The following is a 25197-nucleotide window of genomic DNA, read 5'->3' as shown; positions in this document are numbered from 1 at the left end:
AGCCATGACGAATCAAAAGATTTGATTACAAGTTTGACAGGTTATTTAATCCACGATCCTTAGTTCCCTCGATAAATCGAGTTTGGCTAATTGAAGATACTAGAGATTTTCGGCGATCGCTGCAAACAAGTGGGGAGAGTTTGAGTTTTACGGTCATCCGCGATCGTGAGGTGGAACGCGGGTTCTCGACGACAGGCTCAGAGTTTTATCAGTCAATAAAAATTTATTTCTAGGGTTTGCGAATGTATCCCCATTTGCCGCTCATCATTACACGGGCTAATCCTTCAGAAAAGGAGCCAGCTTCATCAAATTGAGGTGCGATCGTCACACGTCCAGTTTTGTCAATATAGCCCCACTGACTGCCGATTTTGACAGGCGCAAATCCGTCAGAGAAATCGGACGCAAAATCGAATTTGGGAGCGATCACTAGCTTGCCTGTCCGATCGACATATCCCCATTTATTTTCGACTTCAACTAATGCCAATCCGTTAGAAAAATCAGACGCAAAATCGAATTTGGGAGACACGATCGCGACCCCATTTTGATTGATATAGCCCCACTTATCCCCGACTCGGACTCGTGCGATCGCGTCAGAAAACTTAAACGCACCATCAAACTGAGGCTGCACCGCTAATTTGCCTGTTTTATCAATATAGCCCCAGCGATCGCCGATGCGGACAGGCGCAAGATTTTCAGAAAACTTCCAGGAGTCGTCAAATTTTGGCGCGATCGTGACTCGACCTGTGCGATCGACATAGCCATATTTCTGACCCATTTTAACGGCTGCCAATCCTTGAGAAAAGCTCGAAGCTAATCCAAATTCTGGGTTGATGATCACCTTTCCCTGTTTGTTGATAAAGCCGTAGCGATTCTTAACTTTGACGGCGGCTAACCCTTCTAGAAACTGCGAAGCGCCTTCAAATCTGGGATTGATTGATACGGCTCCTGTTTGGTCAATGTAACCATAATTGCTGCCGACTCTGGCGATCGCTAATCCTTCCGAAAAAGGAGAGTAACTCTCGAATTCTACTTGAGGCGTGACAACAACTTTGCCCGTCCGATCGATGTACTTGAATTGATCGCCAATTCTCACCAAAGCAGACCCTTCTGAGAAATCTGAGGCACTGTCAAACTGATCAGCGATCGCTAAGGTTGTAGACGTTTGTGAATTCGATTGAGCAACCAGTTTAGGTATTGCTCTTGATTGCTGGCTCGACGGAATTAAAACAGCAAGCAAAACAACTGCTGGAATGGGTCGTTTCCAAAGACGAATTGACATAGGGAATGCCTGATGTGAGGAGAAAATTTGCTTTCGCTAATATCTGCCTAGTGTATCGATCGTTCCTCAAAGTGTTGTCAGCCAATCAGCATATTATTTGATTCGGTTTGTAGCTCAATTCCTTGAATGGAGTAATCCAACAACTGCATAGGGTGCAGCACCGGAACGGTCTTACCCTGAAGTTGCAGATGCTTAGAAATTTGCACAAAACAGCCAATATTTGCCGATGCAATCAGTTGCGCCCCGGTGTTAGTCAAATTTTCGACCTTTTGCCGTCCCAATTCTTCAGCGACATCAGGGTGCAGAATGTTATAAACGCCTGCACTTCCACAGCACAGGGCTGCATCGATCGGTTCTCGCAACTGCACACCCGGAATCTGCTTTAACAGTTGGCGTGGCTGAATGCTAATCTTTTGCCCGTGTAGCATGTGACAGGCATCTTGATAGACCATCACCAACGGTTTGTCTTGCAAGGGTGAGAGTTTGACAGTCAGCCCCACTGCCGCCAAAAATTCCTGCACGTCTTTAACTTTGCTAACGAATTCCTGAGCTTTCTCGTAATAGTCCGGGTCATCTTGCAAAATGTGCGCGTATTCTTTGAGCGTATGACCACAGCCCGATGCGTTGATCAAAATGGCATCCACATTGCTGTCTGCAAAGGCATCAATCATCTGACGCGCAAAGGTTTTTGTTTGTTCTTCTTGCCCTTGATGATGAGACAGTGCCCCACAACAACCCTGAAGCTGAGGCACCACAATTTCGCAGCCGTTAGCAGTCAATACACGCACCGTTGCATCATTCACAGCCGGGTTAAATAGACGCTGCACACAGCCCAAAATCATACCGACTCGATAGCGTTTCTGCCCCTGTGCGGGAATGAGAGCGGGAATCGTATCTTGAAACGCACCTGCCGAAATATTTGGCAACACCGATTCCATTGCGGCTATTTGAGGTGAAATCTGTTTGAGGAAGCCTAGCGATCGCACCAGTTTCTGCAATCCCGATTTTTGATAAAGCCCTAAAGGACGCAGCAAAACGCGCATCCGATCGGGGTAGGGAAACACCGAGAAAATTAATTGTCTGAGCAGTTTCTCAGGCAGTGGACGCGAATGATTGCGCTCAATTTGCGGTCGAGTTGCTGCGATCAGCTTGTCATATTGCACTCCAGACGGGCAGGTTGTCACACAGGCAAGACAGCCCAAACACGAATCAAAGTGCTGCACGGTTGCCGGAGATAGCGGAATCTCGCCCTCATTTACCCCATCCATCAGATAAATTCGACCTCTGGGCGAGTCGGTTTCTTTGCCAATGACTCGATAGCTGGGGCACGTAGACAAACAAAACCCACAGTGAACGCACGAATCGATCAGGGTTGGGTCAGGGGGATTGTTTGGGTCAAATCCAAGAAATTGCTTTGCAGCCGACTCAGCAGAAGTGACAGGATTTTCTGACGTTTGCATAATTTAGATTCCACCGACAAAGCGACGAGGACTCAACAGAGAGTTTGGATCGAACTGAGTTTTAATCTTCTGCATTAGATCCAGGGCATTTCCAGCGTAGCCCCAAACATCAATTTGTTGCTTGAAGGGAATGGGAGCTTGCAGCACCGAGAGATAACCACCTGCATTTTGGCAAAGCGATCGCAGCTCTTGAATCATAAAAGTCTTGGTCATCGCTCCTTCTAGAACCAACTCGCCAACCCCGCTGCCTAGATGAATCACGGCTCCAGAATTTTTGGCTAATTGCTCAATCTGAGTAAGCACCGCGATCGCCTCTGACGGCTTAACTCCTATCTTGCAGACGATCGCGTCATTTGGGCTGACACCCATCATTCGTTCTCGCAGTTGCTTCCATAGAGTCGCTTCATCTGTTTCTGGATAAAGCTGCGACGACAACCCCAACGCTGAACCGACTTCGAGCGATCGGGCAGCCTGTTCTTTCACACTTTCAAAAATGGTTTGAAACTGAATCAATAAACCGATCTCTGTTCCCAAATTTAGATCAGCCATGACTTGAGTAGACAGCACCTCGATCGCGGTCGGCGTAAGCGCAGAATTTAAGAACGTTTGGGCGGCTTGAGCGATCGCGTCGGGTTGCCCACTCAGCACCACCGTCTGTGAAGCTTGAGGAAGAGGATAGACCCGTAAAGTTACTTGCGTGATAATACCGAGAGTTCCATATGCCCCAGTCAGCAATTTCATCAAGTCGTATCCCGCGACGTTTTTGACCACGCGTCCGCCCGCCTTGACGAGTTGCCCATCGCTGCGGACGAATGAAATGCCTAAAATCATGTCGCGCACACTGTGATAGCGGTGCCGCAATGCTCTAGTGTCTGCCGTTGAAATAATTCCGCCTAACGTTGCCTGGTCAGGATAGTGAGGATCGATCGCCAAAAACTGCCCCGACTGACCTAACAAATTTTGCACATCCGAGAACTTTTTTCCCGCTTCAGCCGTGATGGTTAAGTCACCGATCGCATGATCAATTAATCGATTAAGTCGCTCAGTGCTAATCACCAGATTTACCGCGTCAACCAGCCCGCCCCAGTGCAGCTTGCTTTTTCTGCCACAGGGCAACACTCGCCACCGATTTTGGTCGGCACACAGCATCACTGCCGCCAATTCTTCTGGCGTGTTGGGGTAAACCAGATAGGTGATTGACTGACTCGAAGGTGTGGCTTGCAAAATCGGCGATCGTTCAGTCTCGGTCAGAGTGTCCCAGGCACAAACCCCTGCAACTCCAACAATGTTTTCTAAAACTTGGGCAACGGCTTTCATCAAGGTGTGACGCAGTTCACTGCAAAGGGTGAGAGAACAGAGTGAATATACTTAAGTACTACTGAGAAAAAACTAACCAGGCTTGAAGAGGTTCACAGTTGCAGATGCGATCGGGTAGGGAATAATGCCCTTGCAGTCAGTTGGAGGTCTGTGAAAACACAATTCCTCAAAGCTTCTGCTCGATCGCTTCTAAGCTCTCGATTATAGAGTGCCATTGCTCCTCCCTGTTGCGGTTAATTAAAAGTTATCAGCGATGCAACTCACCGAATCACCCTCTTCATTGATTAAGCTTCAACACGCGATCGACCAGTGGACAATCCACGATCCTGAGTTAGCGGCACAGCTCCGATCGTGCCTGTCAGACGTGAAAATGACGATCGTTCAACTTCAAGAGCAGTCAATCTGGGAGCGAGAGCAGTGTCAACGAGCCGAAGCCAAAGTTCACTTTCTAGAACACCGAAAACAGGCAGAAGAAGCCCTCCGCGACGCTAAAGAAGAATTAGAGATTCGAGTTGAAGAACGCACCGCAGAACTCCGCGACACCAACCAGCAGCTTCAACTAGAAATTGCCCAGCGTAAGCAGATTGAGCAAAGTCTGCGAGAAAGTCAAGTCTGTCTACAGTTGCTCAATAATATTTCGAGAGGCATTACGTCGGGTCTATCAGCCGAGCAAGTGATCGAATCGACGGTTCGACAAATCGGACAACATTTTAAGACGCTCCGAATTCTCTATGGGGTGATCGTCGATGGAGCGATCACAGCCGTTCATTCCGCCCAGCCCGAAACGATGATCAAGCTAGAAGGAGCCGTTTTGGAGGTGAAACAATCACCTGAATATTTGGAACTCATCGATCGCCGCCAACCGATCGTCGTCGCCAATGTCACTCAAGCCAGCTTTCTAGCACCTCTTGCAGACGGCATGCTTTCCAGAGGAACCCGCGCTTTGCTTGCGGTTCGCGTTCAGCATTCAGCCCAAGAGATTGGGTTACTCAGCTTTAACTCGCCTGAGCCGCGCCAGTGGAGTGATTACGAGATTTCAACGCTCACCGAAATTGCTGATTATCTGTCGATCGTGCTTCAAGAAGCGCAAGCCCAGCAAGAGCGCCAGCACGCCGAAGACCGCCTCCGTCTATTTGAGTCAGTCGTCATTAATGGACAGGATGCAGTCATCATCACCACTGGCAACCCTGACGATCTCAAAATCACCTACACCAATTCTGCATTCACAGAGTCAACAGGTTATGCGCTAGAAGAAGTTCTCGGTAGGACTCCTCGCATTCTGCAAGGAGCCAAAAGCGATCGTGCTCAACTCAATAAAGTTCGTCAAGCGCTGCTTCACAACAAGCCCATCCAGATAGAACTTGTCAACTACCGCAAAGACGGCTCTGAGTTTTGGATCGATCTCAACCTCGTGCCCATCTTCGATAATCAGGGAAGTCTCACTCATTACGTGGCTTTGCAGCGAGATATCACCGATCGCAAGTGGTCAGAAAAGGCTCTGATTGCCATCCAAGAGCGTCTAAAGTATCTGCTCTCTTCTAATCCCTCAGTCATCTACACCTGTCACCCCAATCGCAACCGCTCTTGCACATTTGTCAGCGAAAATATTACTCAGCAATTAGGCTATGAAGTCTGGCAATACTTAAAAGAATCTCGTTTTTGGCTCGATCGCATTCATCCTGATGATTTGCGAAACGTACTAGATCATATCGCTCAACTTTTCGAGATAGAACAACTCACTTGTGAATATCGATTTCTGCATCAAGATGGCTCCTATCGCTGGCTGCGAGACGGCATGAAACTTCTGCGCGATCGCCAGGGACAACCCGTTGAAATCATTGGCTCAGTCATTGATATCACCGATCGTAAGTGGGCAGAAGATCGGGTTCTCGCTTCTCTCGAAGAAAAAGAAGTGTTGCTTAAAGAAATTCATCATCGCGTTAAAAACAATCTTCAGGTGATCTCTAGTTTGCTAAAGCTGCAAGCTGGGTACATTAAAGACGATCGCATCTTAGAAGTGTTTAAAGAAAGTCAAAATCGCGTCCGGGCAATGGCATTAATTCACGAAAAACTCTACCAATCAGAAGATTTAGCCAAAACTGATTTTGCAGAATATATTCGCAGTTTAGTCACCGATTTATTCCGCTCCTACTCAGTCAGTTCACGGTTAATTAAGCTGAATGTCTATGTGAAAGATGTGCGTCTCAGCATTGATACAGCCATTCCCTGTGGGCTAATTATCAACGAACTCATTTCAAACTCGTTGAAATATGCTTTCTCAGCAGGTCAGGCAGGCGAAATTAGCATTCGCCTCTTCTCTGAAGCTGAAAATTATTACACCTTAATTGTTCAAGATAACGGTTCAGGGTTTCCCACCGATCTAAACTTCCGCAACACAAAATCTTTGGGTTTACAGCTAGTGTGCAGTCTCACTAAACAGCTCCACGGCACCATTGATTTAGAGTGCCAGCGCGGCGCAGTTTTTAAGATTAGTTTTGCTGAGCAAAAACAAAAGGTTTAATCGATGTTAGCTGCTAAAATTCTGGTCGTTGAAGATGAAAGCATTATTGCTTTAGATATTCAAAATAGTTTAGTCAATGCTGGATATAATGTCGTTGCGATCGCCACCTGCGCTGACGAAGCTCTCGATCTAACTGCCCAGTTCCATCCTGATCTGGTGCTGATGGATATTCGACTACGCGGCGAAATGGATGGCGTAGAAATTGCAGAAAAAATTCGTAGAGAGTTCAATCTTCCAGTAGTCTACTTGACGGCTCACGCGGATGAAAATACTTTGCGACGAGCCAAGATTACTGAGCCTTTTGGTTACATTCTGAAGCCGTTTGAAGATCGAGAGTTAATTACTACGATCGAGATTGCGCTCTCTCGCTATCACGCTGAAGTTGCGATTCAATTAGCGCTGGTAAAAGAGAAAGAACTCAATCAAATCAAATCGCGATTTGTTTCGGTGGTCTCTCACGAGTTTCGCAATCCTCTCAACGCGATTCTTTTCTCGACTGAGCTTCTAGAACGCTACGACTCAGAGCTTTCATCAGAGAAAAAGCAAGAATATTTACAGCGCATTCAGCTATCGGTGAGACGAATGGATCAATTACTAAGGGATGTTTTGACCATCGGAGAAACCGAGTCAGGCGATTTGCCCTTTAATCCTCAGCCGCTCGATCTGCTGCAATTTTGTCAAGACCTGATTGAAGAATTGCAAGTGAGTCGATCGTTGAATTGTCCGATTCATCTCACTCACAAAAATGCAGATTTTGTAACTTCAGAGGATCTATCTTTCCCCTGTTTAGATGAGAATCTGTTACGACATATTTTGGATAACTTGTTGTCGAATGCAATTAAGTATTCTCCACAAGGCAAAAATATAGAATTTAACTTAACCTATAACAAGGAAGCCGTTGTCTTCCAGATTCAAGATTATGGGATTGGAATTCCGATCGCCGATCAACCCCGATTGTTTGATTCCTTTTATCGCGCCAGCAATGTCAAAACGATTTCTGGAACGGGGTTAGGATTATCAATTGTCAAACAATGCGTAGATTTACACGGTGGCACGATCGCAGTGATCAGCGAAGTCGAAAAGGGAACCATTTTTACAGTTACGCTACCGTTACAGCACTGCTAATGAAGAAAATTTTAGTCATTGAAGACGAACAAACGGTTCGAGAATCGATTTTAGACTTGCTAGAAGCAGAAGGCTTTAGCGGTTTGGGTGGTGAAAATGGCAATGTTGGGCTTCAACTTGCCCGCGACAACCACCCTGATTTGATTCTCTGTGACGTGCAGATGCCTGATTTAGATGGCTACTCTGTTCTGACTCATCTCCGCCAAGTCGCTGACACGGCAGACATTCCCTTTATCTTTCTCACCGCCAGGGGCACAAAAGCAGATGTTCGGTATGGCATGGAGCTAGGAGCCGATGACTATCTCACCAAACCCTGCACTGCTACAGAACTGTTGGGTGCTATCTCAGGTCGCCTTGAAAAACAAGCTGCACTTCTAGAACGTTACAACAAACAGACCGCAAGAACTCAAACCGAAGACATCGCCAGATCCGCTCCACGAAATGTTCACGCTTCTCGCCCCGAATCTTCTCAGCAGCCAGATCTTGAAGCGACTCATGCCTCTAACACCCGCGATGGGTTATTAAATCACTTCTATCAAGAGCTACGCAATCCTTTGTCTAACATCAACATGACGCTGCACCTGTTGAAAACTGCGTCGATCGCGACAAGTTTTGAAACCAGTGTCGCCACGATTCAACAAGAGTATGGGCGAGAACTGGCAATTCTTCAGCAAGTCTATAAACTGCAAAATTTTCTGATGCCAGAAAGTGCCGCCCTGCTTCAAAACTGTCATTTAATCGAGTTGCTTGAAAGCGACTTAGATGAGCCAGATTCAAATAATTGAAACAATCTTCGCTCAAATCAATGGGCGATAAAAAAGCCACTCAAACCGAATCCTTGCTTCTGAATGCTAAAGAAATGAGTGGTATAGACGCTAAAGAAAACGCAATTCTGACGGTGAGTGTAATGCTTGATTGTAGAAGTCAAAACCTCCTGAGGCACTGAAGTGGCTGCAAAGCAAGCAGACGATTTCGGTTTCTGACACGCCGCAGATTGCAGATTTTGGGCAACCCAGGCTGCGTAGGCATCTTCTCCAGGATTAGTCGCAGCTAGTAAAACTGCTGCACAAACAACAGGAATCGCAAATTTCAGCATTTTATCCTCTCCAAAATCGTGTTTGCGGTCTGGTCATTCCTTTTCGGCTCTCGATCGGGTTTGCTCTGCCTCAGTTTTAATCCGCTGCCACTTCCTGATTTGTTGGCAAATTCGCGCTCGAATTAGGTCATAATCTTCTTCTGCTTCAGCTTTGAGTTTGACGACCTCTTGAGCAATCTGTTCTGTGTTATTTTGCCAAGCGTTGTGTTGATCGCTAGGAATTTCAAAGCCGCGATATCCAGCTACATCAAACTTTTGGGGCATGGGAAATTGATTCGGTAGCTGCTGAAGAACTTGCCGCAGTTTCTCATTCCGCTCCTCGATATCTTGGATGCATTCTGCTTCTAGCTGCTCGATTCGCACCTGAGAAAATTCGCTTCTAGCGTTGGCGCGGGCACCCTTCACCGTTTTGATTTCAGAAGGAATCGCTGCCGTAAAATGCTTGAACACCGCATCCAATTCGTATAGGCGTAGAGTTTGCTCTTGTGAAATTGTGCCATCTGGTAAAAAGTCCCGATAGTCGGAGATCAGTTCTGCACAGGAATCAGCAAAGTCTGCGCGATCGCTTTGCAGCAATGCCGCCAGCCAAATCAACGCCACGGGCAGAACACTGCTCAAAATTGCCCACTCGGTTGACTGGGGGTTCTGCTGCACCTGATAAAAAATCGCGGCTCCTTCTAGCAGGCTGACGACGATCGTCACCCCCAAATCGAGCCAAAATTGCCCTTGCAGATTTCCTCCCTCAACCCGACTCAGACAAGACTGCTGACCCCTATAGAAATCTCGAAAAAACTCGTTTTGAGCCGACGCTTTTTGCAGAGTTTGGATCATTTGCAGTGCCTGACGAGAATCGTGGCGACGACGCAGTTTACCCAGTCCGCGCACAGCCCGATTGTGAATTAACCACGCAAAAGCCGCCCCTACCAACAGCCCAATTCCTTCAGACCATTCTTGACGACCTAAAAGCTTGGCCAACTGAGTGGGCAAGGCATTAAAGGCCAGCATTCCTAAAAATAGAACAAACAGCTCGACCATTAAGATGACTGCTTTTGGCCAACGATGCAGAACAATTGCGGCAAAGTGTTCGATGCGTGTCTGAGCCAGAGTCGTTTCTCCGTCCTGTATCTGAAACTGGGCCATCTCATGACGGCTGTCGTAGTCAATGCGCTGAATCTGAGGTGAGAGTCGCCAACTTGCGATCGTCTGTTGCGACCAAGCAAACGAATCTTCAGGAACATATTGCGGACGTGATAGTGCAGTCATTGGTAGACTCCTTTATGAAAGCAGGGGAAGGTATCTAAGGCAGGTGGCGTGCTGTGTTGAAGGCTTGCTTGATGTAGGGTTCAAAGCTCTCGATCGGACAAAGCTCAACTTGCGGAATGCCTTGAATCGCTTGCTCTAAATCACTTTGCAGCTCTCCGGTTGGCCCGAAGATGATTACCGTGCTGCGGTCATTTGTGATTTGCTGCAACTGCGATCGCACCCGCTTAAAGTCCAATCGGGTTCCACGGAGACGAGGTTCGGCGTTTTGCAGCCAAACCGTGATCACGCCGGGGTTTTGATTGCCACGAGTCCGCTGTGATTTGAGTTGATTCTGAACTTTGTCGAGTAGGGCGATCGGATCGGTGCCACGTTGTTTGCCTACGCTTGGCGGAATGCGATCGCGACGAATGGCATCACATTTTTTGAGTAGAGCAGCGACATCATTGACAACCGCTGCTTGCGTTACTTCTGGACGATCGGCAAACCCGATTGAGACAGCATAATCTCCTTCCTTCAGCGATCGTGTCGCCGCAATGCAGTGCTTTACGGCAGTTTTGATATCATCCAGGGCAGACCCAGAAAAATCGTTGGCGTGAATGCTGATGACACGAGATTGGCGATGACTAAGCAGAGTCGGAATGACGACAACCCCCACGGCAAACACGCCAGCACCGACCATCACAAGTTTCTGGAACAGTGAAGCTTTTGGAGAAGACGGATCAGATGAGTAGTGGGCAGATGGATGAGAGCGATCATGGGTGTCAAGCTCTGGTTTGGGCAGTGTACGCATGGTCATTCTCCAATTGGGAACGGGTAAATCACGGAGAGGGCAATTCAGTAGGAGCCTGGTCAGGTTGAGGCGTGGGCGATCGCTGGCTCATGATCAGCATGACTACTAAAGATGCGATCAACAGAGGTAGAAGAAAGGGATCAAGATGGATACCATCATTGATATCGCGCTCTAGACCGCATCTAAGGCAGACATAGCGCGTTACTCGCTGGGGATCGTTGACAAATGGACAGTTTCCCTGATTACAGTCGGAAGGGCAGTTCATTCTGAGTGATTCCTCCTGGATAAACTAAGTTGTTATTTCTAAAATCGGCGTATTTTGATCTGTCCTGCCCAAGCAGTTTTGCGGTTGCTTAGACAAATTTATGAATTAACGATAGCACAAAAATCTTAAATTGATATCAAAAAACGATATCGTGCTGCAAAAAGTAGAGTTAAAGATATCCTCATAAAGGTTGACAATGATATCTGGTTACGATATCAAGAGAGCAGTGTATTGAAGCTCAGATTGACCTCTGACTGCTGCATCAGCTAACCTTCTTGTTCAAACAGATAACTGGCATTGCGTCAGGGATTTACTAATGCCCCCGATACGGTTCTAGTGTTCTTACAGAGCTTCAGGTATGCTGATGTAAACTCTCCGCTAAAAGTTTTCTACCCAGATTCTTCTAGCCGAGTCAGCCAAGCTGAAGTCCACCACCTCCAGAAACGTTCTAAGGTGAGGATTTTCATTTTTGCTGCAAAAAAGTTTGGTCAGTCTGAGCTTCGATCGCGAAAAACTCGAATGTGCATCCACCATCCTGACAACCACAATGATCAGCAGCAGCAAACTCTTGAGTGCATTTTCAAAGACCCGCCACTCACCGACATTCTTTGGACGAACGCGATCGCGCTTCTAGCAGGATTGCAAGGGGCAACGATTCGTGAGATGAGCAACAAAATTTGTGTTAGAGTACCTCATCCTGATTGCGACCACCGAATTACCATCCTCTCTCCCTTGGGACATGATGAGTGTGTGGACGAATATCAGGTGATGAAAATTCGAGAGTTTTTGACCATGTTGGACATTAGAACTAGCAGAGGGAACTGATTCTATGCTGAATTACTTGGGTTACACAGCATCCCTCTCGATTGATGAGAAAGCAGAATTAGTCTGTGGCAAGGTCAACAACGTGAGTAGAGAGCTTCTGCACTTTCAGGGAAAGACGGTTGAAAAAGCGAAAGAAGAATTTGAGAAGACGATCGACACTTACCTGAAGTTTTGCAAGCTTGAGAAAGTTGAGCCTGAAAAGCCTGAAAATTTTTCTGGGAAACTTCCCTTTCGCACGTCGCCAGAAGTTCATCGAAATATTGCTCATACGGCTAAAGATGCAGGCAGAAGCATCAATTCTTGGCTAGAAGAAGCAGCCATTAAAGCCCTACAAGAGAGCAAAACAGACGAAAAAAAAACTGAGGAAGTAGAAATCCCCGCTACGATGCTTCTACAACTCAAAAAACATCCTGAACTAATGGAGCAATTTCTCGATCAAGTCACCCCTTCGCTGAAGAAAAGCAACGCAGTCGGGGCGATCGACTTCTTAAGTGCCGTGGAAAAAGTTTTACCAGGTTTAGAAGCAATCCGCTCTCACTTAAGGACATCCGACCCTCAGACAATGACTAAAGTTGTCAGCGCGATCGAAGATTGGATTGAGCGTACAAAGATGACCAAACACAATCAAACTCGTCAACAAGCCTAGTTAAGAATAGAGCCTGTGGGAGCCTCGTTCTTAGCAGCTAAGTTTGTTGCGTTCTTTTGACTGCTGCGATCGCACCCTTTTTTCGCCTTAAAACTTAAATCTAGTATTAATACCTACCCAACGCTTAGAATTGTGTTAACCTATGTAAAAAGTAATAGCCAAGAAATAAAATCGGGATTGCACTCCCAAACAGATTGCGGCTTACTATCGCAAGCACAAATTCGCCATTCCTGGATGTGCGCCTAGAATCTTTGCTGACTTTGTTGTCAAACAGTCTCCTGACTAGCTAGGAGATCCCAGTCACTACTCTTTTGAGGGCGGGGTGCAGCAACTGATGAGTCTCATTACCCTTGCAAGCGATACGTTAGCTCGTCTATATGGAGAACCCTCTGGCTTCATCACAGAGCAGAGATATTTGTGCTGGGATCTTTTACAGCAAATTCATCAATGCTGTCCAGCTATCGGAGTCAAGGTTATGGTCGCTCCAGCGACACTCGACTCAATCTTAAGTGACTTGAGTGCTGCTAAACGAGCATCTATCCTTTGGCAGCTTCAGCAATCCGGTGTAGAAATTCCGCCTCGCTATCAGTATAAGAAAGGCAGAGCGCTCGCATCCGAAAAATTGGCGGCAGCAGAGTTAGAGTTTGCGATCGTTCATCGAGTCTCTGCACTGATCACCTACAAACCATACAGATATGTGGGCGGCGATCGCGCAGTGTCGATCTGGACAGTGGAGCAGTTATTAGAACACATTGCCCAAGAGTTTAGTACCTCTGCTAAAACCGCTGAAAATGCGTCGGAAAGCAATCAAGAGGCTGCGACTAGCCCGGCAATTCTCGCAGCAGTTGGGGCGATCGTTCGTCACTTGACTCGACGCATCTCGGCGAAATTTCAGAGAATTGATTATAGTAAAACTTCTGACAAGCTGATACTGCTTACACTAAGCAAAAGTGCATTTCAGAGAAGGACGATCGAGTTTCACGCACCTACGACCAGTCGCTTAAATAGCAACGCAGCATTGAATGCTCACGAAAATACAATTAAGCAAGCTGCTGCAAATACATTTAACAATGCTAATGATGGAAAACTAAACCAGTTAGCGAATCAAGGCGGACAATTTTCTGGATTGTGGTTGTTGTCCCAAATCTCAAAAAATGACAATCGCTCTGATTCTCCATTTGAAACGGTGCAGCGATCGCCTGCTCCAACACCTTCATCCTTGGTGCGAAACTACGATTTGAGCACGTCGATGAATTCACAAAACACCAAATCTCAGCACAGTGGCTCCCCCGATCGTGCCTCGCCTGAATGGGTTGAATCGGACGACGATCGAGCAATTTTTATCCCTAATCCTTTCATTTTTGCAGGCAGCGATTTTGATAACCTAGATGTGACAGGCTTCAATACCACACTGCTTCTGAGGTTTAGCCTCCCTAAAGAAACGCCACGATCTCCATCCATCTCATTCAACCAGACAAATCCTGCTGTCTCATTCGCCGATCCCAGTAGCGAATCAACAAATCAGCCTAGCGATCGCCCTGATCTGAGCGCAGATATTGGCAAGCCCAGAACTCAAGAGCTAGAGAAAACGCATTCGATCGTGACTCCTGAAATAGTGGTCATCGCTCCTCCTCAAGTCTTGGATGGCTCTGGGGGAATCCACTCTTTTACGCTGACAACAGGCAGTTACGAAGTCAGAAATTTTGGGGGCGTTGGCACAAACAGAAATCCTTCAGACGACATTATTCGAGAAGTGGATACTCTCTACTTTCAGGGACCGCAACTGATCGCCAAAAATCTGCTCCTCGATCAGCAAGGCAATGATTTGACCCTCACATTTGCGGATGTACAAAATATAAGCATTATCCTCAAGGATTTTAACCTAGAAAATCTTGACAACTTCTTGACCATCAGTGAAACTCCGCTCATGCTAGGCAACATCGTGTTTAACGGAGAAACAACTTCCATTCAAGACTCGTTTGATGTGATAGATGCTAACCTGATCATTGCTCAAGTCTTCAACCGAAACTCAGTCACCTTTCTGAATGACTCGGATAACGATGTGATGGGCTTCGACGATTCTAACGACGTGATCAATAGTCAGGGTGGAAATGATTTCCTTAAAGGACTCGGTGGCGATGATATTCTTCGGGGTGGCGCAAGCGATGACATTCTCTGGGGCGGAACAGGTGCCGATATTCTCGATGGCGGAACAGGGAACAACTGGCTGACTGGAGGAGCGGGTGCCGATGTCTTCAGGCTATGCCGGAATGGATTGAGCCAAGTCATCGACTTTCAGGTTGGCGAAGATCGCATTGGCTTGCCTGCGGACATCCAGATTGACCAAGTTGCGATCGAGCCAGGAACCGAACTCAACAGCAGCACTTTGATTCGATTTAAGCCTGATGGCTCCCTGCTGATGTCTCTATCGGGTGTCACAGCAAGCTCCTTAACGACGGACATCTTTTTGCCAAACGCTTCAAGTTTGATCAGAGATTAAATGCTAGAGAGTTTTGAATTTCAAGAACTCAAAACTCATGATTCTTCAGAAATTACTCGACCTCACCCGGTTCAAGAATTCGCTGGAAGAGATAGCCCGTTCCTCTAGCGGTTAAAATCAGTTCTGGATTGCTGGGATCGTCTTCTAGCTTGGCGCGCAGGCGAGAGATATGGACATCGACCACACGAGTGTCAACGTGACGTTCAGGCGTGTAGCCCCACACTTCTTGCAAAATCTCCGATCGAGAAAACGGCTCTCCAGAGCGGCTGACCAACAATTCTAAAAGACTAAATTCCATTCCAGTCAGCCGAATGCGCTCATCGCCTTTATAGACTTGGCGCTTGTTGGTGTCAATCCGAATCGTGTTGATGTGAATCACACCAGAACTGGGAATTCCGGGTGCGCCTGTTTTCTCAACTCGCCGCAAGACTGAGCGAATTCGGGCTTCTAGCTCTTTAGGCGAGAAGGGTTTGACGACATAATCATCTGCTCCTAGCTCTAAGCCTGTGATGCGATCGGCAACGTCTCCAAGCGCCGTTAGCATAATAATGGGCACATCTGACTCTTTCCGCAGTTCTTGACAGACTCCATAGCCGTCAAGTTTTGGCATCATCACGTCGAGAACGACCAGATCGGGTTCAGAGTTACGAAATGTGTCGAGGGCTTCTTCTCCATCAGCAGCCGTAACGACATCATAGCCAATCATTGAAAGACGAGTTTCAAGGATGCGGCGAATGCTTGCCTCGTCATCGACGACTAATATTTTTTCTTTGTGATTTTCCAACTTCTTCAACGCTCCCTAGGTCAAATCTCTGATCGTTAATTTTTTGTACTTTATCATTAAGATAGTAACTCACTTCACAATTTTCAGTTCGTCAAAGCCTCACTATCACTGACCTTCCGACTTTCTTAACGATTGTCTACTTTATGAAGGAATATCACGATAATTTTTGTAATGCCAAAACTACGATCGCACTTTGTTTGTAACCAATGTGGGGCAGAATCTCCCCAATATCTGGGTCGTTGCTCGTCGTGTGCTGCCTGGAATTCTCTAGAAGAACAGGTGGTACGATCGACAAACTCTTCGGCTGGAATTGGTCAGGTCGCTCAAATCAGAACCAGCGGCAAAAGCCGCACCTCAGCCCGTAATGCCACGGCTCAGGCGGTTTCGTCGCTGACCTTAACTCAAATTACCGATCATCCTCAGTCTCGCTTGTCGTCTGGATACACCGAACTCGATCGAGTTCTCGGTGGAGGAATTGTACCGGGTTCGCTGGTTTTGATTGGTGGCGACCCCGGCATCGGCAAATCGACGCTGCTGCTGCAAACGGCAAATCGACTGGCCACCCGCTATCGAACGCTCTATGTTTGCGCTGAGGAATCGGGGCAACAGGTGAAGCTGAGGGCGCAACGGTTGGGAATTGGTCAACAGGTAGAAACTGATGAGACCTCTGAGAGTTCGCTAGATTCTGCGACTCCTAAAAACGCGATCGCCACCGATGCCGACCTTTACCTGCTTCCCGAAACCGATTTAGATACGATTCTCGTCGAACTGGAGGCGCTCAAACCTGCTGTAGCGGTGATTGACAGTATTCAAGCGCTTTACTACAGTTCGTTGAGTTCGGCTCCGGGTTCGGTGTCTCAGGTGCGGGAGTGTACATCAGTGCTGATGCAGGTCGCCAAACGGCAGAACATCACGCTGTTTATTGTCGGACACGTCACCAAAGAAGGCGCGATCGCTGGGCCCAAAGTTCTAGAACACCTCGTAGATACTGTGCTTTATTTTGAGGGCGATCGCTTCGCGAGTCACCGCCTGTTGCGCTCTGTTAAGAATCGTTTCGGCGCGACTCATGAAATCGGCGTGTTTGAAATGGTCGATCAGGGATTGCAAGAAGTTCTTAACCCGTCAGAGCTATTTTTGGGGAACCGAGAAGAAGCCACGCCGGGGACGGCGACGATCGTCGCCTGTGAAGGAACTCGCCCGATCGTCGTTGAACTGCAAGCGTTGGTCAGTGCGACGAGCTATAGTTCTCCGCGCCGATCGACCACCGGGATTGAATACAATCGGCTGCTGCAAATCCTGGCAGTGCTAGAGAAACGAGTTGGCATTCCGCTCTCTAAACTCGATGCTTATGTTGCGTCTTCGGGCGGTCTGAGCGTGGGGGAACCTGCGGCAGATTTGGGCATTGCGGTGGCAGTGGCGGCAAGTTTCCGCGATCGCTCGATCGATCCGCAAACCGTCGTCATCGGTGAAGTTGGTTTAGGCGGACAGGTACGATCGGTGTCTCAAATGGAATTGCGGCTAAAAGAAGCGGCAAAACTGGGATTTAAGCGGGCGATCGTGCCCAAAGGTTCCTATTCTAATGTGCCGGGAATGGAGGTGATTCCAGTGTCGCGGGTGGTGGATGCGATGGCGATCGCTCTTGCAGGAAGCAAGTCGCGTCAACAAACTGAGAGCGCTGAGGCGGAGGAGTAATTGAAGTGGGCGATCGTTTTTTGGAGCGATCTTTTGGAACTTCGGAAACGATCGCCCACTCCTAAAATCAAATCACCAAGGATCGAAAATTAGCAGAAATTCTCCTTCGGGGATAAGTCGCCGCAAAATTTGTAGATGTCCTTCTGCATCGGAATAGTGGTTAAACCGTCCGATGGTGACTCGCTGCATTCTTGGCAGTAACCGAATCACTGTCCAGGTTTGTAGTCGTCTGCGATAGCTCATAATAATCATGTCTCCGAACGAATAGGAGCCAAAGCCAGTGCTGAAGGTTGACCGCCGGAATGCACTGGCTTTTGACTTTTGGCATATTTGACAAATATCACAGTTTTGCTAGTAATGCTAGTCATGTCAATAGTGCCATTGTATTGAAGAGTGGCAGTAATGCTTAATAGTTGAGTAAGCAAGTGGTGATTTCAGAATGGCTGGGAAGCTTGAAAAAAAAAGAGATTGGCTGAGAGTAGAAATTGATGAAGAGATTAAAACCCGCCTGAAAATTGAAAGTGCCAAGACTGGTAAATCAATGGGAGCAATCTTAGAAGAACTTCTTGATAGGGTCTTGCCCAAGCTTTCAAAAGAGGATTAGCAATATGTCTAGGACTTACGCATTGACCCGAAAATGCAGGTGTGCATTAACGCAATTACTGGGTTACAGCATTTCTAAGAAACGACTTTGAACCTGAGTTCTTGTTCAAAATCACTTGAAAGCCTGTTAAAAAGTGTAGTTTTGGATACCAAATATCAAAAGTGCATACTACTGTTTTCTGTCAATGCGTAAGTCCTAATGTCTATGAAAAGTCACTCTTTTTCGTCAGCTTTTTGAGTTAAACCAGCAGCAATGGAACGAACAATAAGAGAAAGACATTGCGATGGAAAATCTGACAAAAGAAGCGATCGCAGACGTTGAATCTGGCTTCAGTCGGCAGATTTTGAATCATTCATAGAAAACCTAGTCGATCGCTCTATTAATTAAGCGGTTTCACTAGCCGAATCTTGCTCTGAAAGTTCTCTCGCTTCTTCGTCTTCCATCTCAGCAAGTTTAGCCGTCAACTCTGCAAGTCTCCGCGCTGCATTTGCCCGACACAGCGAATTTTTTTCCTTCCACAGCCACTCACTCTCGAAGTAGACTGCATAACGATAAGCCTTGATCGAATCTGGCGACAGAACGTAATTTTCCGAGTCGGTGCTGCTATTCATGAGAAAACCCTCAGTTTCAACTTCTAGCCAAGTACTCAGATGAAGCAACATAAGTGCTTTGAGTAAGGTTTCTCTCACTATAGAGGAACAGACTTGAGCCTAGAAGACCTTTCATAGAGCGAATTCGGGTACGGTAAACAGCTATCATTTGAATCAGTTGAACCTTTGCTGCTGAAGCCAAACATTGGATACGTGGATCTAAAACAAGTCTTTAAAACCCCTAATCCGATTATTGGTGTCGTGCATTTATTGCCCCTGCCGACCTCCCCGCGTTGGGGTGGCAGCCTCAAGGCAGTCATCGATCGCGCCGAACAAGAAGCAACCGCTCTAGCAGCAGGTGGCGTAGATGGCATCATCGTCGAAAATTTCTTTGATGCCCCATTTCCTAAAGATCATGTCGATCCGGCAGTGGTCAGCGCCATGACAGTCGTGATCCAGCGATTGATGAATATGGTGACGCTGCCGATCGGGATCAATGTGCTGCGAAATGATGCTCAAAGTGCATTCGCGATCGCGGCTTGCGTCCAAGCTCAATTCATTCGGGTCAATGTCTGGACGGGCATCATGGCAACCGATCAAGGCATGATCGAGGGTCGCGCCCATGAGCTGCTGCGCTATCGTCGCGAGTTAGGATGCGATGTCAAAGTCTTTGCTGATGTATTGGTGAAACACGCTCGTCCGTTAGGTTCGCCCAATTTGACAACGGCTGTGCAGGACACGATCGAGCGAGGTTTAGCCGATGCAGTGATTCTCTCTGGTTGGGCAACGGGCAGCCCTCCGAGTCTAGAAGATTTAGAACTCGCTAGCGCCGCCGCTCAAGGAACGCCTGTTTTTATTGGCAGTGGTGCCGATTGGGAGAATATTCCTAAATTGATGACGGCGGCGGATGGCGTAATCGTGTCGAGTTCGCTCAAGCGTCAGGGAAAACGATCGCAAGCGATCGACCCGATTCGAGTCAGCCGTTTTGTAGAAGCCACTCGTCGCAGTGTGTCTCCAGAAAATCAGACAAAACCCGCTTCTTCAATGAGTTTGCATTCCTAAAGATTAGCAAGACGGTAAACCTGGATGCTGCACTTTGAACTCCTAGAGACGTGAGTGTCAAGTGGTTAAGTGCTGATGGAAGGGTCATGTACAGATAGTATTAATGATGAGAAGGAGTCGCCAATTGACCCCTCACCCTTTAGACGAATTGTTGAGGACTTTTGATCATGAGCGTAGAAACTGACCCCGCAAAAATTATGAAGCAGCAGGTGGGGGTTGCCGCCGCCGCTAGAGTGCAGTCTGGTTCTATTGTGGGGCTGGGCACTGGGTCAACCACTGCTTACGCAATCCAGGCGTTGGGCGATCGACTCAAATCGGGCGACCTGAAAGACATCAAAGGCGTTCCGACCTCGTTTCAAGCGATCGTGTTGGCGAGACGATATGGCATTCCGCTCGTGACCTTAGATGAAATTGATCACATTGATGTCGCGATCGATGGAGCCGATGAAGTCGATCCGCACAAGAATTTGATCAAAGGGGGCGGGGCAGCCCATACGCAAGAAAAAATCGTCGATTCTCTCGCTAATCAGTTTATTGTCGTCGTCGATAGCGGCAAACTCGTCGAGCATTTGGGGTCAACGTTTTTGCTTCCGGTCGAAGTGATTCCGATGGCGGTAACTCCGGTGATGCGAGCGATCGTCAAGTTAGGCGGCAAACCCGAACTGCGGATGGGCATCAAAAAAGCAGGCCCGGTCGTCACAGATCAGGGCAATCTGGTGATCGATGTCAAGTTCGATCGCATTGACAATCCTGCTGATCTTGAGAAGACCCTCAACAACATTCCTGGTGTGTTAGAGAACGGTTTATTTGTCGGCGTGACTGACCTAGTTCTCGTTGGAGAAATCAAAGACGGACAGCCTTCAATCCGAGAGTTTTAAATCGGGTTTGAATCTCTTCTGATTGGCTGATGAGAGAAGTCAGTCAATCAAATCCCTCAATCCATTGATTTGACAATAGATTGGCGGTCTTTTAATCTGAACAAGTCAGTTAAAAACTTTAGTCAAAACTATTATCTGAGGTGTGAGATGAAGCTGAAGTTTGTAACCCGTTTCTCAGCGTTGGCGATCGGATCGACCGGGGCATTTCTTGGCATTGCCAGTTTAGTACCTGCGATTGCAACTGCCCCTGCCCCTCCACAGCTTGTTCCAGCCGTATTAGGCGGTAAACCCATCTACATTTTGTACATGACTCGGAGTGGCGATCGAGCGTTAGTCCGATGCTATCCCGGACAGCAACCCAAGCTCCAAGTGCAGACGAGAACTGACGGAGTGAAAGAAGGAATCTTGACCTGCGGAAGCTAAGAAGACGTGAATTCGATGAAGCCTTTCGCTGCGGTTGCAAATCCGGGTTGCCCCCTAAATCCCCCAAAATTGGGGGACTTTGAACCTAAAGTCTGGGCTTGAAGTCCCCCAGAATTTGGGGATTTAGGGGGCTGAAGCGCTGAAGAACGAAGCGAAAAAACTCATCGAACTGACGTTAAGAGGGGTTCTGAAAAAGAGTCGTTATCGCATTCACTCACCTCGAAATTTATTTCGGGGTGGGAAAATCTGAACGAAGAAGACACCAAGGGCTTCTCAGACATCCTTTCAAGGGGTTGTGAGTAGTTTGTAAGTGCCGCTATCAACCAGAATGAAAATTCCTAACCCGATGAGCACAAACGGAACGATCGCCGAGCCATAACGAGTCAACACACGAGCGACGATCGGGTGACGAGCGAGTTGATACGCCACATAACACCACACTCCCACCATCACAAAGAAAATACTGAGAATGACTCCGAGACTGGCGGCATTGCTGGTAGCAAACAACGGCACATAAATTCCGATGTTGTCGCCACCATTGGCGATCGTCACTGCCGCCACCTGGTAAGTTTGAGGAGCCAACAACCCTAACGCCGACAAAATTGGCAGCTTAATCTTTGACTCCTTGAAGTCATTTGAGATCGTCTGAACCTGATCGTCTGCTTCTCGGTGAATCAGGTGATAAAGCCCGATCGCGATGGGTAACAATCCGAGCAACCCAATCCAAGTTTTGGGCACCATCAAGCCTCCAAAAAAACCGGGCAAACTTGCGAGAATCAAAGCGCCAAAGCCTAAATATTGGCCCGCCACAATATGCTTGGGATGAAAGGCTGCATTGGTCTGGGCAAAAAACAGCATCAAGATCACAATGTCATCTAAGTTGGTAGCAATAAAGGCAGTGACTCCAGCAAGGAGGGCACTGATAAACCCACTCATCACATCGCACATTAAAAGGATAGATTCATTAACTCATAAAATTTCCTGCGTGCAGTTCACGAGTTAGGTCTGCACGCTGCCATCGGGTAACGTTGCGCCTTGCAAAATTGCTCCATTCAACAGAGCGCTGCTGAGTTCTGCCCCCGCTAAATTCGCTCCTGCTAAATTTGCCTCGCGCAAATCTGCCCGACCCAAGTAAGCTTTGATCAAAAGAGCGTCTACCAATGTTGCATGACGAAGATTTGCGTGATTAAATTCGGCACGATTGAGGCGCGATCGCGTCAAATTTGCCCGTTGAAAATTAGTTTTGTGCAGTTTCGCATCACTCAGCGTGGCATCTCTCAAATCAGCGTCTGCTAAATTTGCCTCGTTTAACTGGGCGCGGTTGAGCTTGCAGTTGCGTAATATGGCTCGGCTAAGATTTGCCTCCGTTAAATTTGCGTCGGTTAAAAATGTCCCGTTGAGAATTGCATCGGTTAAGTTGGCTTCAGTGAGGTCTGCGTTTCGGAGGGTGGCTTCACTGAGATTTGCGCCGATTAGGTTCGATCGACTCAGGTCAGCCCCCGATAAATTCGCCCCGCGCAAGTCAGCACCTCGCAGATCGGCACCGCGTAGGTTTGCGCCTTTATAAGCACGTTTTTCTTCTCGCAGGTTTGCCCCGCGCAAGCAAGCACCCCGGAGATCTGCGCCACTAAAATTTACGTTTCGCAGATCGGCATCTCTAAAATTGGCATCTACCAAGGTTGCTAAACTCAGGTCGGCACCTCGCAAATCAGCTCCATAGAGAATCGCTCCGTGCAGATCGGCATCGCACAAATTTGCGTTGAGTAAGTCGGCTTGACTGAGATTTGCACCGCACAGTTTAGTGCCTTTGAGGTTGGCGTGGGTGAGGTTCGATCGATTCAAATAAGCCAAAATTAGAATCGAGTGATGCAGATCAGCATGGGCTAAATTTGCGCCAATTAAATCTGCTCCCATTAAATTAATTCCACTCAGGTTTGCCCTCGTGAAATTCATCTCTCCCGATTCATAGCGCTCTAATACGTCTTGACCATTCATAACTTTCTATTTTCGATCCCTGAGATCAATTTCGCTACAGGAGCGATCAAAACTTGCGTCGAGTCTGCCCGTGTGACATCGGCAGCACTGATTTCTAAGTCTTGCTGTTGCTGTTGAAGTTCGGCATACCCCGGTTTCACGCTTTTGAGAATCACGCTGGCGACTGCGAGATATTCTTCTGGCTGGTTTAACTGGTGTGCCATTTCTTCTAGCTTTAACTGCAACGCTTCTAGAGAGCTACACACGGTTGTGACACTGCGAAGCAACCCCTCTAGGCTATAGAGTTTTAGATTTGACCAATCCTGTTCTTTGCCCGTGAATGGATAGTAAACCAGAGAAAACAGCAGAATTTTTGCCCGAAGTGGATTGGCAAACTTGATGATCTCTAGCCGTATGTCAAAGAGACTGAGCGCAGGATCTGCGGTTTGGCAAATCGGCTGATTTAGCGCCTGAGAAGTTAGAACGCCTGCCGCCTCTTGAAGGGGAACCCCATCTTCTTGAACATATAACTTGCCCATTTCTCGCAAAATCATATTGGCGATCGCGGCATATTCGATCGGCTTGTTGAGACTTTTGACGATCGCCGCCAATCCGATTTGTAGGCTTTCGATCGTCGGATATTGATGGGCTAATTCGCTGATTAGTTTTTTGATTTCTGCCTGCTCAACTTTAATCGGGTCGGTCTCCCAATATTTGAGAGCCGCGCAAATCATCAGTTTTTTGATGCGGCTAGAAGAATTTGCTGCTTGCTCTAAAGCTTGTGTAATTTGTGTTTGTAACTCGCCGCCAATGCCATCGAGCGGATTGGTGCTGATCGGGGTTTTCTCGATCGCAGGTGCAGTTCTATATAACGCTGCCAGATTTTCTATAATCGTGTTCGCGACTTGAAGATATTCTTCTTGTTTGCTAAGAGTGCCAACCAGAAGTTTTAGTTTATATTGCAGACGCTCCAACGTGGGATTGAGATAGCGCAACTCCTGCACTAGGCTTTGCAAGCTGATAACACTAAGGCGATTGAGATCATTCTCCCACCAGTTTTTGCAGGCGTATAAAATCAGCTTTTTAATTCGGACAGCATTTGCATCCTGTTCTAGCTGACACACGATCGGAGTGTATTGATCCGCCATTAGTCAGAGTTGGTGTTAGGTGTGTGCTTAGGATGCCCTGCTATAAAGCACTTTGCACAGGAGACTGCTTTTTCCTAATTATTCTTCTGGAGGCTGATTGAGCGTTTTCGGTTCAGGCGGTTGAGTAGTTTCTAGCGGCTCTTCTTGAGGGGTTTGCATCGAGAGTTCTAGCAACTCTTCTGCCTTGGGTTGGCGAGATTCTGGCAATTGCAGTCCGCTCTGAGTTGGGGCTAGAGACTGAAGCTCTTGCTGAAGTTCTGGCAATGCGACCAATTCTTTTTCGGTTTCTTTGAGTTCGATCGGGAGGCGCAATGGCTGCAACTCTTCGATCCAGCAGCTTGCGAGCGGCAGGGTTTGATCTAAATCTTCGAGGGCACGAGGGATCACCATTACAGAGTGAAGTTCGCCAATGCGCTCGGCTTCTTGCATTCCCACATCGATCGCCATCGCGACGTTTGCGATCGTGCCGCGAATAATTGCGGTGCAAAGCCCTGACCCGATCGTTTCATAGGCCGTTAACGTCACATCTGCCGATTTGAGCATTGCATCCGCCGCGCCGACCATTGCCGGAAATCCGCGAGTTTCGAGCAAGCCGACCGCCTGATTGCGAAAAGGATTGCCGTGTCTGCCTTTGGCGAGTTCTGCGAGTTTGGTGCCGATCGGCAAGACCGCTTCTAAGTTTGCCATCGGGCGAGGCACGACCAGGGTAGAAACCTTCTGCCCAAACTGAGCAGCGAGATCGATTCCTTCCTGGACTGCCAATCGCACATCTGAAATTCCGCCCCGCACGACAGCGGTGCAAAAGCCCCCACCCGTTTTTTCGTAACCCACCAGCGTCACGTCTGATGACTTGAGCATCATGTCAGCAATGCCCACGATCGCCGGAAAGCTTTCGGTAGAGACAAGACCTAAGGCAGTATCAGTAAATCTGTCTAGACGATTCATCAGCGAAGGG

Annotated in this window: 25 protein-coding genes; 11 read left to right on the top strand and 14 right to left on the bottom strand. The window is 47.7% G+C overall.

Annotated features, from left to right (window positions below; genetic code table 11):
• Window positions 1–229 precede the first annotated feature (229 nt).
• The 3 genes from C7B65_RS18185 to C7B65_RS18175 all read right to left on the bottom strand — a co-directional run bounded on the left by C7B65_RS18185 (window position 230) and on the right by C7B65_RS18175 (window position 4056).
• A complete protein-coding gene (locus C7B65_RS18185; RefSeq protein ID WP_083583087.1) occupies window positions 230–1279 on the bottom strand; it encodes a WG repeat-containing protein in 1050 nt (349 codons plus the stop codon).
• 77 nt (window positions 1280–1356) lie between these two features.
• A complete protein-coding gene (locus C7B65_RS18180) occupies window positions 1357–2739 on the bottom strand; it encodes a (Fe-S)-binding protein (RefSeq protein ID WP_073074041.1) in 1383 nt (460 codons plus the stop codon).
• 3 nt (window positions 2740–2742) lie between these two features.
• On the bottom strand, window positions 2743–4056 hold the full coding sequence (locus C7B65_RS18175; protein WP_073074039.1) for an FAD-binding oxidoreductase: 1314 nt from the start codon (window positions 4054–4056) through the stop codon (window positions 2743–2745).
• A 253-nt stretch (window positions 4057–4309) separates the two neighbouring features.
• Between C7B65_RS18175 and C7B65_RS18170 the strand changes: the two genes are divergently transcribed.
• The 3 genes from C7B65_RS18170 to C7B65_RS18160 are packed head-to-tail and all read left to right on the top strand — an operon-like array spanning window position 4310 to window position 8487.
• On the top strand, window positions 4310–6577 hold the full coding sequence (locus tag C7B65_RS18170) for a histidine kinase dimerization/phosphoacceptor domain -containing protein (protein WP_073074037.1): 2268 nt from the start codon (window positions 4310–4312) through the stop codon (window positions 6575–6577).
• A gap of 3 nt (window positions 6578–6580) precedes the next feature.
• Window positions 6581–7702 (top strand): hybrid sensor histidine kinase/response regulator, encoded by a 1122-nt coding sequence (locus C7B65_RS18165; RefSeq protein WP_073074036.1) that lies wholly within the window; start codon window positions 6581–6583, stop codon window positions 7700–7702.
• A complete protein-coding gene (locus C7B65_RS18160) occupies window positions 7702–8487 on the top strand; it encodes a response regulator transcription factor (protein ID WP_073074034.1) in 786 nt (261 codons plus the stop codon). The genes C7B65_RS18165 and C7B65_RS18160 overlap by 1 nt, the downstream gene beginning before the upstream one ends.
• A 17-nt stretch (window positions 8488–8504) precedes the next feature.
• Here the strand turns inward: C7B65_RS18160 and C7B65_RS18155 are convergent, their stop codons facing one another.
• From C7B65_RS18155 to C7B65_RS27445, 4 genes are read right to left on the bottom strand one after another with little or no spacing between them, the layout of a single operon-like run.
• Complete coding sequence (locus C7B65_RS18155; protein ID WP_073074032.1) at window positions 8505–8798, bottom strand: DUF4359 domain-containing protein; 294 nt, start codon at window positions 8796–8798, stop codon at window positions 8505–8507.
• Between the two features lie 33 nt (window positions 8799–8831).
• The gene (locus C7B65_RS18150; RefSeq protein ID WP_073074031.1) at window positions 8832–10061 is read right to left on the bottom strand and encodes a hypothetical protein; all 1230 of its coding nucleotides are present in this window, start codon (window positions 10059–10061) and stop codon (window positions 8832–8834) included.
• Between the two features lie 34 nt (window positions 10062–10095).
• Complete coding sequence (locus tag C7B65_RS18145; RefSeq protein ID WP_073074029.1) at window positions 10096–10851, bottom strand: PDZ domain-containing protein; 756 nt, start codon at window positions 10849–10851, stop codon at window positions 10096–10098.
• A 28-nt stretch (window positions 10852–10879) separates the two neighbouring features.
• Entirely contained in the window at window positions 10880–11116 is a 237-nt protein-coding gene (locus C7B65_RS27445; protein WP_143162079.1) for a hypothetical protein, read from the bottom strand.
• A gap of 453 nt (window positions 11117–11569) precedes the next feature.
• Here C7B65_RS27445 and C7B65_RS18140 point away from each other — a divergent pair, with 453 nt between their 5' ends.
• From C7B65_RS18140 to C7B65_RS18130, 3 genes are all read left to right on the top strand, one after another.
• Window positions 11570–11941: a hypothetical protein gene (locus tag C7B65_RS18140; protein ID WP_073074028.1), complete on the top strand. Its 372-nt coding sequence runs from the start codon at window positions 11570–11572 to the stop codon at window positions 11939–11941.
• A 4-nt stretch (window positions 11942–11945) separates the two neighbouring features.
• Window positions 11946–12587, top strand: a complete 642-nt coding sequence (locus C7B65_RS18135) for a type II toxin-antitoxin system HicB family antitoxin (protein WP_073074026.1) — start codon at window positions 11946–11948, stop codon at window positions 12585–12587.
• A gap of 334 nt (window positions 12588–12921) precedes the next feature.
• Window positions 12922–15087, top strand: coding sequence for a calcium-binding protein (locus tag C7B65_RS18130; protein WP_143162078.1), 2166 nt, complete (start codon window positions 12922–12924; stop codon window positions 15085–15087).
• A gap of 52 nt (window positions 15088–15139) precedes the next feature.
• Here the strand turns inward: C7B65_RS18130 and rpaB are convergent, their stop codons facing one another.
• Window positions 15140–15871: a response regulator transcription factor RpaB gene (rpaB, locus tag C7B65_RS18125; protein WP_073074022.1), complete on the bottom strand. Its 732-nt coding sequence runs from the start codon at window positions 15869–15871 to the stop codon at window positions 15140–15142.
• A 171-nt stretch (window positions 15872–16042) separates the two neighbouring features.
• On the opposite strand from rpaB, the gene radA reads away from it, so the two are divergent.
• Window positions 16043–17563, top strand: a complete 1521-nt coding sequence (radA, locus tag C7B65_RS18120; RefSeq protein WP_073074020.1) for a DNA repair protein RadA — start codon at window positions 16043–16045, stop codon at window positions 17561–17563.
• Between the two features lie 72 nt (window positions 17564–17635).
• Here the strand turns inward: radA and C7B65_RS27915 are convergent, their stop codons facing one another.
• Entirely contained in the window at window positions 17636–17806 is a 171-nt protein-coding gene (locus C7B65_RS27915) for a hypothetical protein (protein ID WP_181314432.1), read from the bottom strand.
• Between the two features lie 196 nt (window positions 17807–18002).
• On the opposite strand from C7B65_RS27915, the gene C7B65_RS27910 reads away from it, so the two are divergent.
• Window positions 18003–18167: a plasmid partition protein ParG gene (locus C7B65_RS27910; RefSeq protein ID WP_181314431.1), complete on the top strand. Its 165-nt coding sequence runs from the start codon at window positions 18003–18005 to the stop codon at window positions 18165–18167.
• 383 nt (window positions 18168–18550) lie between these two features.
• On the opposite strand, the gene C7B65_RS18110 is transcribed toward C7B65_RS27910, so the two are convergent.
• Window positions 18551–18829 carry a hypothetical protein gene (locus C7B65_RS18110; protein ID WP_219898635.1) on the bottom strand — a complete coding sequence of 93 codons (279 nt, stop codon included), beginning with the start codon at window positions 18827–18829 and terminating at the stop codon, window positions 18551–18553.
• Window positions 18830–18943: 114 nt separating this feature from the next.
• On the opposite strand from C7B65_RS18110, the gene btpA reads away from it, so the two are divergent.
• From btpA to C7B65_RS18095, 3 genes are all read left to right on the top strand, one after another.
• Window positions 18944–19819 carry a photosystem I biogenesis protein BtpA gene (gene btpA, locus C7B65_RS18105; protein WP_342353010.1) on the top strand — a complete coding sequence of 292 codons (876 nt, stop codon included), beginning with the start codon at window positions 18944–18946 and terminating at the stop codon, window positions 19817–19819.
• 167 nt (window positions 19820–19986) lie between these two features.
• Window positions 19987–20697: a ribose-5-phosphate isomerase RpiA gene (gene rpiA, locus C7B65_RS18100; protein ID WP_073074017.1), complete on the top strand. Its 711-nt coding sequence runs from the start codon at window positions 19987–19989 to the stop codon at window positions 20695–20697.
• 147 nt (window positions 20698–20844) lie between these two features.
• Window positions 20845–21120, top strand: coding sequence for a hypothetical protein (locus tag C7B65_RS18095; protein ID WP_073074015.1), 276 nt, complete (start codon window positions 20845–20847; stop codon window positions 21118–21120).
• A gap of 285 nt (window positions 21121–21405) precedes the next feature.
• On the opposite strand, the gene C7B65_RS18090 is transcribed toward C7B65_RS18095, so the two are convergent.
• The 4 genes from C7B65_RS18090 to ccmO all read right to left on the bottom strand — a co-directional run bounded on the left by C7B65_RS18090 (window position 21406) and on the right by ccmO (window position 25187).
• Window positions 21406–22056: a cadmium resistance transporter gene (locus tag C7B65_RS18090; RefSeq protein ID WP_073074063.1), complete on the bottom strand. Its 651-nt coding sequence runs from the start codon at window positions 22054–22056 to the stop codon at window positions 21406–21408.
• A gap of 63 nt (window positions 22057–22119) precedes the next feature.
• The gene (locus tag C7B65_RS18085) at window positions 22120–23115 is read right to left on the bottom strand and encodes a pentapeptide repeat-containing protein (RefSeq protein WP_073074013.1); all 996 of its coding nucleotides are present in this window, start codon (window positions 23113–23115) and stop codon (window positions 22120–22122) included.
• Window positions 23112–24242 (bottom strand): hypothetical protein, encoded by a 1131-nt coding sequence (locus tag C7B65_RS18080; protein WP_073074012.1) that lies wholly within the window; start codon window positions 24240–24242, stop codon window positions 23112–23114. Before C7B65_RS18080 ends, C7B65_RS18085 begins: the two co-directional genes overlap by 4 nt.
• A gap of 78 nt (window positions 24243–24320) precedes the next feature.
• Entirely contained in the window at window positions 24321–25187 is an 867-nt protein-coding gene (ccmO, locus tag C7B65_RS18075) for a beta-carboxysome assembly protein CcmO (RefSeq protein ID WP_073074010.1), read from the bottom strand.
• Window positions 25188–25197 lie beyond the last annotated feature (10 nt).

The organism is Phormidesmis priestleyi ULC007, assembly GCF_003003695.1.
Lineage (GTDB): Bacteria > Cyanobacteriota > Cyanobacteriia > Leptolyngbyales > Leptolyngbyaceae > Phormidesmis_A > Phormidesmis_A priestleyi_A.
The sequence above is the reverse complement of the archived record's forward strand: the minus strand, read 5'-3'. Positions and strand labels throughout refer to the sequence as shown.

Coding starts and splice junctions, on each gene's coding strand:
- C7B65_RS18185 (WP_083583087.1), bottom strand. CDS start 1,279: ATGTCAATTCGTCTTTGGAAACGACCCATTCCAGCAGTTGTTTTGCTT.
- C7B65_RS18180 (WP_073074041.1), bottom strand. CDS start 2,739: ATGCAAACGTCAGAAAATCCTGTCACTTCTGCTGAGTCGGCTGCAAAG.
- C7B65_RS18175 (WP_073074039.1), bottom strand. CDS start 4,056: ATGAAAGCCGTTGCCCAAGTTTTAGAAAACATTGTTGGAGTTGCAGGG.
- C7B65_RS18170 (WP_073074037.1), top strand. CDS start 4,310: ATGCAACTCACCGAATCACCCTCTTCATTGATTAAGCTTCAACACGCG.
- C7B65_RS18165 (WP_073074036.1), top strand. CDS start 6,581: ATGTTAGCTGCTAAAATTCTGGTCGTTGAAGATGAAAGCATTATTGCT.
- C7B65_RS18160 (WP_073074034.1), top strand. CDS start 7,702: ATGAAGAAAATTTTAGTCATTGAAGACGAACAAACGGTTCGAGAATCG.
- C7B65_RS18155 (WP_073074032.1), bottom strand. CDS start 8,798: ATGCTGAAATTTGCGATTCCTGTTGTTTGTGCAGCAGTTTTACTAGCT.
- C7B65_RS18150 (WP_073074031.1), bottom strand. CDS start 10,061: ATGACTGCACTATCACGTCCGCAATATGTTCCTGAAGATTCGTTTGCT.
- C7B65_RS18145 (WP_073074029.1), bottom strand. CDS start 10,851: ATGCGTACACTGCCCAAACCAGAGCTTGACACCCATGATCGCTCTCAT.
- C7B65_RS27445 (WP_143162079.1), bottom strand. CDS start 11,116: ATGAACTGCCCTTCCGACTGTAATCAGGGAAACTGTCCATTTGTCAAC.
- C7B65_RS18135 (WP_073074026.1), top strand. CDS start 11,946: ATGCTGAATTACTTGGGTTACACAGCATCCCTCTCGATTGATGAGAAA.
- C7B65_RS18130 (WP_143162078.1), top strand. CDS start 12,922: ATGAGTCTCATTACCCTTGCAAGCGATACGTTAGCTCGTCTATATGGA.
- radA (WP_073074020.1), top strand. CDS start 16,043: ATGCCAAAACTACGATCGCACTTTGTTTGTAACCAATGTGGGGCAGAA.
- C7B65_RS27915 (WP_181314432.1), bottom strand. CDS start 17,806: ATGAGCTATCGCAGACGACTACAAACCTGGACAGTGATTCGGTTACTG.
- C7B65_RS27910 (WP_181314431.1), top strand. CDS start 18,003: ATGGCTGGGAAGCTTGAAAAAAAAAGAGATTGGCTGAGAGTAGAAATT.
- C7B65_RS18110 (WP_219898635.1), bottom strand. CDS start 18,829: ATGTTGCTTCATCTGAGTACTTGGCTAGAAGTTGAAACTGAGGGTTTT.
- rpiA (WP_073074017.1), top strand. CDS start 19,987: ATGAGCGTAGAAACTGACCCCGCAAAAATTATGAAGCAGCAGGTGGGG.
- C7B65_RS18095 (WP_073074015.1), top strand. CDS start 20,845: ATGAAGCTGAAGTTTGTAACCCGTTTCTCAGCGTTGGCGATCGGATCG.
- C7B65_RS18090 (WP_073074063.1), bottom strand. CDS start 22,056: ATGAGTGGGTTTATCAGTGCCCTCCTTGCTGGAGTCACTGCCTTTATT.
- C7B65_RS18085 (WP_073074013.1), bottom strand. CDS start 23,115: ATGAATGGTCAAGACGTATTAGAGCGCTATGAATCGGGAGAGATGAAT.
- C7B65_RS18080 (WP_073074012.1), bottom strand. CDS start 24,242: ATGGCGGATCAATACACTCCGATCGTGTGTCAGCTAGAACAGGATGCA.
- ccmO (WP_073074010.1), bottom strand. CDS start 25,187: ATGAATCGTCTAGACAGATTTACTGATACTGCCTTAGGTCTTGTCTCT.